Origin of the sequence: Massilia sp. DJPM01 (genome assembly GCF_030348125.1) — a bacterium.
Lineage (GTDB): Bacteria > Pseudomonadota > Gammaproteobacteria > Burkholderiales > Burkholderiaceae_D > Telluria_A > Telluria_A frigida.
The window spans coordinates 28,315-42,266 of sequence record NZ_JAQOZV010000005.1 but is presented as its reverse complement, the minus strand read 5'-3'; the positions used below and the strand labels follow the sequence as shown (position 1 = coordinate 42,266).

The window sequence follows — 13,952 nt, the reverse complement described above, 5'->3', positions numbered from 1 at the left end:
CGGAGTTAGGGAACCATCGGCAGGTTCAGGCCATTGCGCTTGGCGCAGGCGACGGCCGTCTCGTAGCCGGCGTCGGCGTGGCGCATGACGCCCGAGCCGCTGTCGTTGACCAGCACCCGCGCCAGCCGTTTGGCGGCGGCATCGGTGCCGTCGGCCACGATGACCACGCCCGAATGCTGCGAGTAGCCCATGCCGACGCCGCCGCCGTGATGCAGCGACACCCAGGTGGCGCCGCCGGCGGTATTGAGCAGCGCGTTCAGGAGCGGCCAGTCGGACACCGCATCGGTACCGTCACGCATGGCTTCCGTTTCGCGGTTCGGGCTGGCGACCGAGCCGGTATCGAGGTGGTCGCGGCCGATGACGATCGGCGCTTTCAGTTCGCCCGTGCGCACCATCTCGTTGAAGGCCAGGCCGGCGATGTGGCGCTCGCCCAGGCCCAGCCAGCAGATCCGCGCCGGCAGGCCCTGGAAGGCGATCCGCTCGCGCGCCATGTCGAGCCAGTGGTGTACCTGCTTCTGCTCCGGGAACAGTTCCTTGATCTTGGCATCGGTCTTGTAGATATCTTCCGGGTCGCCCGACAGCGCCACCCAGCGGAACGGGCCACGGCCCTCGCAGAACTGCGGCCGGATGTAGGCCGGCACGAAGCCCGGGAAAGCGAAGGCATCGAGCACGCCCTGGTCCTTGGCCACCTGGCGGATGTTGTTGCCGTAGTCGACCGCTTGCACGCCCATGGCGTGGAAATCGAGGATGGCCTGCACATGAACCGCACACGATGCCGCCGCGTCGGCGGTCAGGCGCGCGTGCTGCGCCGGGTCTTTTTGCGCCGCCTTCCACTGTTCCACGGTCCAGCCGCGCGGCAGGTAGCCGTTGATCAGGTCATGCGCCGAGGTCTGGTCGGTCACCATGTCCGGCACCAGGCCGCCCGCCCTGGCGCGCCGCACCAGCTCCGGCAGCACGTCGGCCGCGTTGCCCAGCAATCCGATCGACACCGCTTCGCGCGCGGCCGTGTGCTGCTTGATCAGGGCGATGGCGTCGTCGATATCCTTGGCCTGCTTGTCCAGGTAGCGCGTGCGCAGGCGGAAGTCGATGCTGCTTTGCTGGCACTCGATATTGAGCGAGACCGCGCCGGCGAAGGTGGCCGCCAGTGGCTGCGCGCCCCCCATGCCGCCCAGGCCCGCGGTGAGAATCCAGCGTCCGCCCCAGTCGCCGCCGAAATGCTGGCGGCCCGCCTCGGCGAAGGTTTCGTAGGTGCCCTGCACGATGCCCTGGGTGCCGATGTAGATCCAGCTGCCGGCCGTCATTTGCCCGTACATGAACAGGCCCTTGCGGTCGAGTTCATTGAAGTGTTCCCAGTTGGCCCACTTGGGCACCAGGTTCGAGTTGGCGATCAGGACACGCGGCGCGTCCGGGTGGGTCTGGAACACGCCGACCGGTTTGCCGGACTGGATCAGCAAGGTCTGGTCGTCTTCCAGTTCGCGCAGGGAAGCGAGGATCTGGTCGTAGCAGGCCCAGTTGCGCGCCGCCCGGCCGATGCCGCCGTAGACCACCAGGTGCTTGGGATTTTCCGCCACCTCCGCATCCAGATTATTCTGGATCATGCGGTAGGCCGCCTCCGTCAGCCAGCTTTTGCAAGCCAGTTCAGTGCCGCGCGGGGCGCGGATCGTGCGGCTGGCATCGAAGCGGGGATCATCATCGAAACTGGTCGGATCGGTGGTCATGGCATCTCCTTCAAGAGTTTAGGGGCAGGCGCGTACGCAGGCGGCACGCGCCCCGTGCAGCTTCAAAGTCTAAGTTGTATATACAACCAAGTCAAATCATTTATGCGCCCGCCAGGCTCACTCTTTTCTATAGACCTGGCGCCCGCCGACCCAGGTTTGCAGCACGCCGACCTTGTGGAGTTCGGCCGCCGGCATGCTGAACAGGTCCTGGTCGACGACGATGAAATCGGCCCACTTGCCCTTTTCCAGCGAGCCGGTGGATTTTTCCTGGTGGCCGGCCCATGCCGCGTCCAGGGTGAAGCAGCGCAGCGCTTCCTTGAGCGTCATGGCCTCGTTGGCGTACCAGCCGGCGGCCGGCTGGCCCGCCGCATCCTGGCGCGTGACGGCCGCGTGGATGCCGAAGAAGGGCTTGGACGACTCCACCGGGAAGTCCGAACCGCAGGCGATGCGCGAGCCTTGCTTGAGAAACGTGCGCCAGGCGTAGGCGCCCTTGATGCGCTGCGGGCCGACGCGCTGTTCGGCCATGTTCATGTCGGACGTGGCGTGGGTCGGCTGCATCGACGGCACGATGCCGATGCTCTTGAAGCGCGCGATATCGGCGGGCGCCACGACTTGCGCATGCTCGATCCGGTGGCGCAGCGCGGCGCCGCCTTTGCTCTTATGGCGCGGGATCAGCTTTTCATAGCCATCCAGGATCTGGCGGTTGCCGGCGTCGCCGATGGCGTGCACGTTGACCTGGTAGCCGCGCCGCATGGCCTTATCCATCATGGCGTGGATGTCGGCGTTCTGGCGGAACAGCAGGCCGTGCGACGCGGGTTCGTCGCTGTAGGGCGCGATCAGCGCCGCGCCGCGGCTGCCCAGGGCGCCGTCCGCATACAGCTTGACCGCGCGCAGCGCATACAGGCCGTCGGCGTAGCTCGTGAGCGGGCCCCTGGCCGAGAGCTGGTCGAAGTCGGCGCCGACGTCGCCGATCATGGCGTACACGCGCGCGCTCAGTTTGCCCTGGTCGGCGTAGCTGCGGTAGAGGGCATCCTGGGCGGCGTTGATGCCCGCATCGTGCACGCCGGTCAGGCCCATGTGCGCGATCTGCTTGAGGGCGCGCTCGAGGACGATTCTGGCCTGGGCCTCGGACTGCTTGGGAAGGACGTTGGCGACCAGTTCCTGGGCGGCGTCGATCAGGACCCCGGTGGCGTTGCCATCGGCGTCGCGCACGATCTTGCCGCCGGCCGGGTCGGGGGTGTCCCTGGTGATACCGGCCAGCTGGAGAGCGCGCGTGTTGGCCCAGCCGGCGTGGCCGTCGACGCGTTCAAGCCAGATGGGGCGGTCGGCGACGGCGCCATCGAGTTCGGCGGCGGTGGGGAAGCGGCCCAGCTTCCAGATCTCCTGGTTCCAGCCGCGTCCGCGCAGCCAGGGGTGCGAGGGATTGGCGCGCGCGTAGTCGGAAGCTGATGTGAGGGCGTCGGCCAGGGTGGCGCTGCCGGCCAGGTCGAGCTGGGTGAGCATCTCGCCCAGGCCGAACACGTGGCCGTGGGCGTCGATCAGGCCGGGGAGGACGGTTTTGCCCTGCAGGTCGATGTGGCGCGCCTTGGGTGCTTTGGCGCGGGTCTGGGCGGCGCTGCCGACGGCCAGGATGCGGCCCTTGTCGTCGAACGCCAGGGAAGTGAAGCGCAGCAGCTCGTTGCGGCTGTTGAGGGTATAGCCGTTGGCGTTATCGAGGACGGTGTCCGCCTGCGCCGGCGCGGCCGCCCCGAGGGCGGTGAGGATGGCGAGGCAGCACTGCAGAGGGATCGGACGCATCATGTCTCCATTCGGTGGGCAAGCCCAAAGTGTAGCGCGCTTTGCCTCCTCGTCAACTTGTTGCCCAGCCGGGTTTCAACCGGGGTCTGACCTCTGATTAGCAATTAAATTCCAGTTCGCAAGCTATTGCCCCCACAGAGCGCCACCGGGGTCTGACCTCTGATTAGCAACGAAACGCGCGCGATTGACGCAGGCACAAGACGACGTCGCATAAGGCGTTACGCTGATGCAGCTTGTTAGCACCCCTCCCCCTTTTTTCAGAGTGCCTTATGCCACGCCGAAATCGTCTGATTCTCCCCGAGGTTCCCCTTCACATCATTCAACGAGGCAACAATCGCTTACCCTGTTTTTTTGTCGAGGCAGACTATCTCGTCTATCTTGATCTGCTGCGTATCGCCGCTGAACAAGCAAGCTGCAGCGTGCACGCATATGTACTGATGACGAACCACATCCATTTGCTGATATCGCCCGAGTCCTGCTCGTCGCCGGCTGCAATGATGAAGTCGCTGGGAGAGCGCTACGTTCAATACGTCAACCGGCGCCATCAACGCATTGGAACGCTGTGGCAGGGACGGTATCGCTCGTGTCTGGTCCAGGACGAGAGGTATTTTTTCGTGTGTCAACGCTATATCGAGCTTAATCCAGTACGAGCCGGCATGGTGGCTCATCCCCTGGACTATCGATGGTCGAGTTATCAAGCAAACGCATACGGAGAAGCGGACAACATCGTCAAGCCACACGCGCTGTATTCTGCGCTTGGAGCAGAACAGCCTGAGCGCCAGTGCAACTATCGCGCATTGTTCCAAGAGGAAATGTCGCAGGCAATGCTCGAGCAAGTGCGCAAGGCCACCAACGGCAACGCCGTTCTTGGAAGCGAAGAATTTATCGCACAAATGGCGATTGCCAGCGCAACAGATGTGATGCCTCGACGCCAAGGTAGACATCGAGACTAGACTCATTGCAATAATTTCGAGTCAGAGGTCAGACCCCGATTAGGCACTGGAGCGAGAATAAATATGCCCCAAGAAAAAAATTGCTAATCAGAGGTCAGACCCCGGTTGTAGGACTAATCAGAGGTCAGACCCCGGTTGTAGGACTATTCGGCGTCGTGGAAGATGATGCCGAGGGTGTGGCGCTGCCCGGAGCGCACGCGGCTGACGCCGTGCCGCATCGTGACACGGCAGGCGCCGCGCGTGCCGTTCACCGGCCGCTGGTTCACCGGGAAGATCACGGCGTCGCCCCGCCCCAGCCCCACGACCTCGGCCCGCGACTGCATCCGCGGGCGCTGTTCGGTCAGCACGAATTCGCCACCCGTGAAATCGTCACGCGGCTGCGACAGCAGCACAGCTACCTGCAAGGGGAATACGTGTTCGCCGTACAGGTCCTGGTGCAGGCAGTTGTAGTCGCCTTCGCCATAGCGCAGGATCAGGGGCGTGGGCCGCTCTTGCCCCGCGGCGTGGCAGCGCGCCAGAAACTCGTCATGCCGCGCCGGAAACCGCGTGGCTATCCCCATCGCGCCATGCCAGCGGTTGGCGATGCGCGCCAGCGGCCCGTACAGCCCTTCGCGCAGCGCCGCCAGGTGCGCGGGCAGCGGGTACCCGAAATAGCGGTACTCGCCGCGCCCGAAGCCGTGCCGCTCCATCACCACGCGGCTGCGGTAGCGCGCTTCGTCGTCGTAGGCACCGGCATAGGCGCGGCATTGCTGCGCATCGAGCAAACCTTCCACCACGGCGCACCCGTGCGCATCGAGGTCGGCGCCGACACGGTCCCACTCGATCGCCACATTCATGCCGCGCCACCCTCGCCGCCGTCACGTTCGCGATCGAGCAAAATGCGCTTGCGCTCGACGCCCCAGCGGTAGCCGGACAGCGCACCGTCGGTGCGCACCACGCGGTGACAGGGAATCGCCACCGCGACCGGATTGGCGGCGCAGGCCCCGGCAATCGCGCGCGCACCGGACGGCAAGCCGATGCGCGCGGCCAGTTCGGCGTAGCTGACGGTCTGCCCGGCCGGAATCTCGCGCAGCGCTTGCCATACGCGCTGCTGGAAGGCGGTGCCGCGCACGTCGAGCGGCAGGTCGAGCCCCACGCCGGGCGCTTCGACCAGGCCGACCACGCGCGCCACCGTGGCTTCGAAGCCGGCGTCGGCGCCGCGCAGGTCGGCCGCGGGGAAGCGGTCCTGCAGGTCGCGCGCCAGCAGGTCGGGGTCGTCGCCGATCAGAATGGCGCAGATGCCTTTGTCGGTCGACGCCACCAGAATCGCGCCTAGCGAGCAGGCGCCGATCGCGAAGCGGATCACGGCGCCGCTGCCGCCGGCGCGCCAGGCGGTGGGGGTCATGCCGAGCCGCGCGGGGGCGCTGGCGTAAAAGCGTGCGCTGGAGTTGTAGCCGGCCGCGTAAATGGCTTCGGTGACGCTGCCTGCCGTGGCCAGGCCGGCGTCGACCTTGCCGGCGCGGCGCGCGGCGGCGTAGGCCTTGGGGGTGATGCCGGTGTGCTGCTTGAACACGCGGTGAAAATGAAAGCGGCTCATGCCGCAGGCCTCGGCCAGGCTGTCGAGGTCCAGCCCGGCCTCGCTGGCGTCGATCAGCCTGCACGCTTGCGCCACCATCCTGGCGTGGCGCTCGGCCAGCGGCGGCTGGTCCGGCTTGCAGCGCAGGCAGGGCCGAAACCCGGCCTGCTCGGCCTCGGCGCCGCTGGCGTGGAAGGCGACGTTGGCGCGCAGGGCGGCGCGCGCGCCGCACGAGGGCCGGCAGTAGACGCCCGTGCTGCGTACCGAGTAATAAAAGACGCCGTCGGCGCCGCCGTCGCGCCGCTGGACCGCGGCCCAGCGTGCGTCGTCGTTGTCGTAGCCGGTGCTGCTGCTGGTGCTGCTGCTTGTGTTCATTGCTGCTTTCATGGCGCTGCTCCCGTTCGCGATCCTGTTCGCATGCCCCTATCGTAGGCGGCGCGGCGGCAGCAGTCATCCCGCTGCTTGCTTTTGAATCCGGCGCCGCGGCCACGGTGCTAAAATCCGCTTTTAAGCCGGCCTTCGGAGAGTAGTTTGGAACAGCAGATTGTGCAAGACACGACGCCGATTTTCCAGCGCATCAAGGATTATCTGCTCGGTGAAATCGCCGCCGGCCGCTGGAAGGAGGGCGACGTGGTGCCGTCCGAACAGGCCCTGGTGCGCCAGTTCGGGGTGTCGCGCATGACCGTCAACCGCGCCGTGCGCGAGCTGACGGCGGAACAGGTGCTGACGCGCCGCCAGGGCTCGGGCACCTACGTGGCGCCGCAGAAGTACCAGGCCACGCTGGTCGAAATCCGCAGCATCGCCGATGAAATCCGCGCGCGCGGCCACCGTCACCGCAGCAGCCTGCACTTGCTCGACAAGGCGCGCGCGAGCGAGCTGCTGGCGCTGCAGTTCGCGCTGGCGCCCGGCCAGCCGCTGTTCCATTCGGTGATCGTGCACTTCGAGAACGAGGTGCCGATCCAGGTCGAGGACCGCTGGGTCAACCCAGCCTGCGCACCCGATTACCTGGCCCAGGATTTTGCGGCCATCACGCCCAACGAACATCTGATGAAGGCCGCGCCCCTGCAAAGCGCGAGTTACAGCATCGAGGCCCTGCCCGCCCCGCGCGATATCGCCAGCATGCTGGCGATCGGGCCGCGCCAGTGTTGTCTGGTGCTCAAGCGCAAGACGCATGCGCTGGGCCAGGTCGCCTCGGTCGTGACAATGTGGCATCCCGGCCAGTTATATCAGTTCACCGGCAAGGTCGGCTGAACGGGGCGCAGCTCTCATCCAGAGCAGAAATACGACACTTTTTCCCGCACGATAGGCGAAGATTCCTGTTGGTAAATTCCCTGAGTCAAAAAATGGCTACTATGGAGGTAGCCTAACTCAACTTCCGATGGCCGCGCCATGCCCGTTCCGATCTGGTCCACCCGTCCCCGCGCCGCCGTGCGCTGGCTGCGCGCATGCGCACTGCTGGCGGCCGCGCTGACCGGCGCCGACGCGCTGGCCCTGGAAAAGGTCGTGGTGCAGCTCAAGTGGCAGCACCAGTTCCAGTTCGCCGGCTATTACGCGGCCCAGGAACAGGGCTTTTACCGCGAGGCGGGGCTGGATGTGACCTTGCGCGAGGCCGAGCGCGGCGACGACGCGGTGTCGGCGGTGACCTCGGGCGCGGCCGAGTATGGGGTGGCCAATTCGAATCTGCTGGTGGCGCGCGCGCGCGGCAAGCCGGTGGTGGTGCTGGCGTCGGTGTTCCAGCATTCGCCGGCGGTGCTGCTGGTGCGCGCCGGCGCCGACGGCAAGCCGCAGTTGCCCGCCAGCGGCACGGTGATGATTTCGCCCAACAGCGTGGAGCTGCTGGTGTTCATGAAGAAGAGCGGTGCGCCGCTGGCCAATTATGCCCAGATGCGCCACAGTTATAACGTGGGTGACCTGGCCAGCGGCCGGGTGGCGGCCATGTCGGCATTCAGCACCGACCAGCCCTACCTGCTCGAACGCGAGCACACCCGCTTTACCATGCTCACGCCGCGCACGGCCGGCATCGATTTTTACGGCGACCTGTTGTTTACCAGCGAGGCCGAACTGCGCGAGCATCCGGCGCGCGCGGCCGCCATGCGCGCCGCCACCCTGCGCGGCTGGAGCTATGCGCTGGCGCACCAGGCCGATCTCGTGGACCTGATCCGGGCGCGCTATCCGCATCGTCTCAGCCGCGAGCACTTGCTGTACGAGGCGCGCGGCATCGTGCCGCTGATGGAGGCCGACATGCTCGAGCCTGGCTACAGCAATCCGGAGCGCTGGCGCGCCATCGCGGCCGCCTACGCCAGCCTTGGCCTGCTGCCGGCCGGGTTTTCGCTTGATGGTTTCCTGTACCAGGCGCCGCAGGCGAACGGGCCGCCGGCCTACCTGGCCGCGCTGGCGCTGGCGGCGCTGCTGCTGGTGGCGGGCGTGGCCCTGTGGCGCCTGCGGCGCCTGGGGGCCACCCTGCGCGCCGAACGCGGCGTGCTGGCCGCCACCCGCGCGCAACTGGCCAGCAGCGAGAACCTGCTGCGCTTCGCGCTGGACGGCTCCGGCCACGGCACCTGGGAGTGGATCCAGCACAGCGGCGAGCTGGTGTTGTCGGCGCGCTACAAGGAGTTGCTGGGCTACGGGCCGGACGAATTCACGGTCGATTTCAATGCCTGGCTGCTGCATGTGCACCCGGAGGACGTGGCGCGCCTGAAGGATGACCTGTCCGCCTGCCTCAGGTCGCCGGGGGCCGGCAGCGGCAACGTGCTGGCGTGCGAGTTCCGCATGCGCTGCAAGGATGGGCGCTGGAAGTGGATGCTGGGACGCGGCATCGTGGTCGAACGCGATGACCGGGAGCGCGCCTTGGGCGTGAGCGGCACCATGGCCGATATCGCCGACCGCAAGCAGGCCGAGGAGGCGCGCGTGCGCGCGGTGCTGGAAGCGTCGCCGGAAGCGATGCTGGTGCTCGATGCCGAGGGCCGCATCCGCCATGCCAACCATTTGTGCGCAAGCAGCTTCGGTTATGCGCTCGAGACCCTGGCCGGGATGCAGGCCGAGCAGCTGGCGCCGGGCGTGCGCGCGCCCGGCCCGCCAAACCAGGTACTCACGGCGCAGCGGCGCGACGCCAGCCAGTTCCCGGCCGAGGTCAATCGCACGCCGATCCAGTTGCAGGGCCATACGCTGACCATCGTGTCGCTGCGCGACATCAGCGAGCGCCAGCGCGCCGAGCAGGCGCTCAAGGCGCTGGCGGCGCGCCTGCACGAGATTTTGCAGATGATGCCGATCGGCCTGTACATCAAGGATACCGAGGGCCGCGTGACGCTGATGAACAGCGCCTGCGAGAGCCAGTTCGGCCTGACCTTTGCCCAGTTGAGCGGGGACGGCAAGGGCGGGCACGGCATGCTCAGCGCGCGCGAACAGGAAGCCTTTGCCGGCGGCGTGATGCTCGATGATGTCGAGACGGTGTACAACGCGCGCCTGGGCCGCGAGCTGCATGTGCGCACCATCCAGAAGCCGGTGCGCAATGAGCAGGGCCAGAGCGAGTACCTGATCGCGATGATGGTCGATATCAGCGCCAGCATGGGCACCGAGCAGCAGTTGCGCGAATTGAACGAGCACCTGGAAGAGCGCGTGCAGCAGCGCACCGCGCAGCTGGACCAGGCCAAGAAGGTGGCCGAGGAAGCCAGCCTGGCCAAGGGCCAGTTCCTGGCCAATATGAGCCACGAAATCCGCACCCCCATGAATGGCGTGATCGGCATGGCTTACCTGGCGCTCAAGACCGACCTGAATCCGCGCCAGCGCGACTACATCGAGAAGATCCGCTTCGCCGGCGAGCACCTGCTGGGCATCATCGACGATATCCTCGACTTTTCCAAGATCGAGGCCGGCAAGCTGGAAGTGGAAATGGTGGCTTTTACGCTCGACCATGTGATCCAGACCCTGTCCACGGTGGTCGCGCCGAAGGCGGCCACCAAGGACCTGGCGCTGGTGTTCGAGCTCGATCCGGCGCTGCCGCGCGCGCTGCAGGGCGATCCGCTGCGCCTGGGCCAGGTGCTGATCAATTACACCCACAATGCGATCAAGTTTTCCGACAGCGGCAGCATCACGATCCGGATCGACAATATCGACGACCGCGCCGACGATTGCCTGCTGCGCTTCCAGGTGTGCGACAACGGCATTGGCCTGACACCCGAGCAGACGGCCAAGCTGTTCCAGTCGTTCCAGCAGGCCGACACCTCGACCACGCGCGAATACGGCGGCACCGGCCTGGGACTGGCGATCTGCAAGCAGCTGGCGCAGCTGATGGGGGGCGACGTCGGCGTCGAGAGCCATCCGGGCAGCGGCAGCTGCTTCTGGTTCACCGCGCGCGTGGGCAAGCTCGATCCGGCCGCCGTCGGCGACCAGGGCGGCCGCGGCCGGGATGGGGCCGCCGCCGGCGCGCGCCCGCCGGGCCAGGACGCGCTGCTGCGCGGGGCCCGCATCCTGCTGGTCGAGGACAATATCTTCAACCAGCAGATCGCCCTCGAAATGCTGGAGGAAGCCGGCTGCGTGGTGTGCCTGGCGCAGAACGGCCTGGAAGCGCTCGACCTGCTGGCCAAGACCGGTTTCGATTGCGTGCTGATGGATGTGCAGATGCCGGTCATGGATGGCTTGCAGGCCACGCGCCTGATCCGCCTCGATCCGCGCCTGGCCGGCTTGCGCGTGCTGGCCATGACGGCCAACGCCACCAGCGAGGACCGTGAGCGCTGCATGCAGGCGGGCATGGATGACTTCATCAGCAAACCGATCCAGCCGGCCGGGCTGTGCGAAGCGGTGGCGCGCTGGCTGCCGCTGCGCCTGCCGGCGGTGGCGGCAGCGCCGGCCGCGCCGTCCCAGCCCGGCTTTCGCACGGTGGCGGGCGACCCGGACGTGATCGACCTGACGGTGCTGGCCAAGCTGCTCAGCTACAACCAGGACAAGGTGCGCAAGTTTGCCTTCAAGTTCCTGCAAACCACCCAGGCCGGCTTCGACGAGATGGAAACGGCGCTGGCGGCCGGCGACATCGGGCGCGTGCGCGAGCTGGGCCACCGCATCAAGTCGTCGGCGCGCACGGTGGGGGCGATGGGCATGGGCGAGCTATGCCTGCGCCTGGAAAACCTGGCCCATGGCAGCCCGGCCAGCGAACGGGCCGAGGCCAGGGCCCTGGTCGCCCAGCTGTGGCCGCTGCTGGCGCAGATCACCGAGCAAATCATGCAGAACACGACATTTGCCAGCGACGCCTAAAAAAAGCCCGCGCACACCTGCCGTTCGGGGGCGACTTCCGGGATAATGGCCGCGCACGCGCGAGAAAGCGTGACGTGAATAACGACAATAACAGCCGCTAAAGACAACCATGGACGAGCCCGCAAAAAAGGCCCCGGCCGCACGCATCCGCGTGCTGCTGCTGGACGATGATCATTTTATGCTGGAACTGCTGGCCGAGATGCTGGCCGATATCGGCAGCGCGGCCGGCCCGGCGCCCGGATTCGAGGTGCGCGCCGAATCGGACGCGCGGCGCGCCCTGGCCAGCCTGGCGCAAGATGCGCCGGACCTGCTGATCTGCGACCTGTCGATGCCGGACATGGATGGCATCGAATTCATGCAGGCCGCCGCCGCGGGTGGCTTCGGCGGTGGCGTGATGCTGCTCTCGGGCATGGACAGCGGGGTGCGCAAGGCGGCCGAGCGGCTGGCCAAGGCGCACGGCCTGAACGTGCTGGGCGCCTTCAAGAAGCCGATCAGCGCCCAGGAATTGCAGGCGGCGCTGGCCCCGCTGCTGGTGCCGGACAGCCCCGGACACGAGAATTCGTACAATCTTTCTCCCCTTTCGGGAAAATAGGTTATTATTTCGGCTAAATCCCCGCCTGACACCCTCTGCCGCCCTTCCCTATATTGCATTTGCACACATCGTCACCACCATGGTGTTGCAAGATGAAAAAGGAAACTGGCTGGCGATCTTTAAGCAGGGTCGGCTTATCCCCCAGGCGTTATTGACCCCCTACCTCATTTAGAGGAAAACATGAGCGAAAATATTAAACACGTTAGCGATGCATCTTTTGAAGCGGATGTCCTCAAGTCGGACCGTCCGGTGCTGGTCGATTTCTGGGCCGAGTGGTGCGGTCCTTGCAAGGCGATCGCCCCGATCCTGGAAGAAGTTGCCAAGGAATACGAAGGCAAGCTGCAGATCGCCAAGATGGACGTGGACGCCAACCAGGGCATTCCGCCCAAGTTCGAGATCCGCGGCATTCCGACCCTGATTCTGTTCAAGAACGGTGTTGTCGCTGCCAAGAAAATCGGCATGGTGACCAAGGGGCAGTTGACCGCCTTCATCGACAGCAATATTTAAGACTGAGTAAAATTACAACGTGACCGCAGCGCGCCCGCGCTGCCGTCTTGTCCGGCCGGGAAGCGTTTGGCCTCGACTGATTTCTTCCCAGATGATTAACCCACGCAGTTCCCTCCCCTACCTTTACTTCCCGTCACGGGACTCAACTCATGCACTTATCTGAACTGAAGGCCATGCACGTCTCCGCTCTGTTGGAGATGGCGATTGGCCTCGATATCGACAACGCAGCCCGCCTGCGCAAACAAGAACTGATGTTCGCCATTCTCAAGAAGCGCGCGAAATCGGGCGAACAGATTTTTGGCGACGGCGCTCTCGAAGTGCTGCCGGACGGCTTCGGCTTTCTGCGCTCGCCCGATGCCAGCTACATGGCCTCGACCGACGACATCTATATCTCGCCTTCGCAAATCCGCCGTTTCAACCTGCATACGGGCGATTCGATCGAAGGCGAAGTGCGCACCCCGAAAGACGGCGAGCGCTATTTCGCGCTGGTCAAGGTCGACAAGGTCAATGGCGAATCTCCGGAAGCGAGCAAGCACCGCATTCTGTTCGAGAACCTGACCCCGCTGCACCCGAACGAGCCGCTGCGCCTCGAGCGCGAAATGAATGGCCAGGAAAACATCACCGGCCGCATCATCGACCTGATCGCCCCGATCGGCAAGGGCCAGCGCGGCTTGCTGGTGGCATCCCCGAAATCGGGCAAGTCGGTCATCCTGCAGCACATCGCCCACGCGATCACGGCCAATCACCCTGACTGCACCCTGATCGTGCTGCTGATCGACGAACGTCCGGAAGAAGTGACCGAGATGCAGCGCTCGGTGCGCGGCGAAGTGGTTGCCTCGACCTTCGACGAACCCGCCACGCGCCACGTGCAAGTGGCCGAGATGGTGCTCGAAAAGGCCAAGCGCCTGGTCGAAATGAAGAAGGACGTGATCATCCTGCTGGACTCGATCACCCGCCTGGCACGCGCCTACAATACCGTGATCCCTGCCTCGGGCAAGGTGCTGACCGGCGGTGTGGATGCGAATGCGCTGCAGCGTCCGAAGCGCTTCTTCGGTGCGGCACGCAATATCGAAGAGGGCGGCTCGCTGACCATCATCGCCACGGCCCTGATCGAAACCGGTTCGCGCATGGATGACGTGATTTACGAGGAATTCAAGGGCACCGGCAACATGGAAGTCCACCTCGAACGCCGCCTGGCCGAGAAGCGCGTTTATCCGGCGATTAACCTGAATAAATCGGGTACCCGCCGCGAAGAGCTGCTGATCAAGGCAGACCAGCTGCAGAAGATCTGGATCTTGCGCAAGCTGCTGTACTCGATGGACGAGATCGAGGCGATGGAGTTCATCCTCGACAAGATGAAGGCGACGAAGAACAATAATGAGTTCTTCGACATGATGCGCCGCGGCGGCTAACACCCCGAAAGCATCACGAAAGGACGGCTGCGGCCGTCCTTTGTCGTTTTTGGCAACTTCGGCAACACCGGGGTCAGACCCCTTTGTCCGGGGTCAGACCCCTTTGTCCTTCTGCAACGTTATCGGCAGCACCGGGGTCAGACCCCCAACGGAAAAACCGGGGTCTGACCC

10 protein-coding genes are annotated in these 13,952 nt (G+C 65.5%); 6 read left to right on the top strand and 4 right to left on the bottom strand.

Annotated elements, in window-relative coordinates; translation table 11 throughout:
- Positions 1-5: 5 nt before the first annotated feature.
- A complete protein-coding gene (gene hutU, locus PO883_RS05215; protein WP_167087583.1) occupies positions 6-1,718 on the bottom strand; it encodes a urocanate hydratase in 1,713 nt (570 codons plus the stop codon).
- 117 nt (positions 1,719-1,835) lie between these two features.
- Positions 1,836-3,515, bottom strand: coding sequence for an amidohydrolase (locus PO883_RS05210; protein ID WP_289308905.1), 1,680 nt, complete (start codon positions 3,513-3,515; stop codon positions 1,836-1,838).
- A 269-nt stretch (positions 3,516-3,784) separates the two neighbouring features.
- Here PO883_RS05210 and PO883_RS05205 point away from each other — a divergent pair, with 269 nt between their 5' ends.
- Positions 3,785-4,468: a transposase gene (locus tag PO883_RS05205; RefSeq protein ID WP_289308791.1), complete on the top strand. Its 684-nt coding sequence runs from the start codon at positions 3,785-3,787 to the stop codon at positions 4,466-4,468.
- A 143-nt stretch (positions 4,469-4,611) separates the two neighbouring features.
- Here PO883_RS05205 and PO883_RS05200 read toward each other — a convergent pair whose 3' ends face one another.
- Positions 4,612-5,304, bottom strand: coding sequence for a 2OG-Fe(II) oxygenase (locus PO883_RS05200; RefSeq protein WP_289308790.1), 693 nt, complete (start codon positions 5,302-5,304; stop codon positions 4,612-4,614).
- Positions 5,301-6,398, bottom strand: a complete 1,098-nt coding sequence (ada, locus tag PO883_RS05195; RefSeq protein WP_289308789.1) for a bifunctional DNA-binding transcriptional regulator/O6-methylguanine-DNA methyltransferase Ada — start codon at positions 6,396-6,398, stop codon at positions 5,301-5,303. Before ada ends, PO883_RS05200 begins: the two co-directional genes overlap by 4 nt.
- A 156-nt stretch (positions 6,399-6,554) precedes the next feature.
- Between ada and hutC the strand changes: the two genes are divergently transcribed.
- From hutC to rho, 5 genes are all read left to right on the top strand, one after another.
- Positions 6,555-7,274, top strand: coding sequence for a histidine utilization repressor (gene hutC / locus PO883_RS05190; RefSeq protein ID WP_289308788.1), 720 nt, complete (start codon positions 6,555-6,557; stop codon positions 7,272-7,274).
- Between the two features lie 138 nt (positions 7,275-7,412).
- The gene (locus PO883_RS05185) at positions 7,413-11,270 is read left to right on the top strand and encodes an ABC transporter substrate-binding protein (protein WP_289308787.1); all 3,858 of its coding nucleotides are present in this window, start codon (positions 7,413-7,415) and stop codon (positions 11,268-11,270) included.
- Positions 11,271-11,379: 109 nt separating this feature from the next.
- Positions 11,380-11,862 carry a response regulator gene (locus PO883_RS05180; protein WP_289308786.1) on the top strand — a complete coding sequence of 161 codons (483 nt, stop codon included), beginning with the start codon at positions 11,380-11,382 and terminating at the stop codon, positions 11,860-11,862.
- A gap of 180 nt (positions 11,863-12,042) precedes the next feature.
- Positions 12,043-12,369 (top strand): thioredoxin TrxA, encoded by a 327-nt coding sequence (trxA, locus tag PO883_RS05175; RefSeq protein WP_167087600.1) that lies wholly within the window; start codon positions 12,043-12,045, stop codon positions 12,367-12,369.
- Positions 12,370-12,518: 149 nt separating this feature from the next.
- Positions 12,519-13,781, top strand: a complete 1,263-nt coding sequence (gene rho, locus PO883_RS05170; RefSeq protein WP_054268339.1) for a transcription termination factor Rho — start codon at positions 12,519-12,521, stop codon at positions 13,779-13,781.
- The last annotated feature ends 171 nt before the right edge of the window (positions 13,782-13,952 follow it).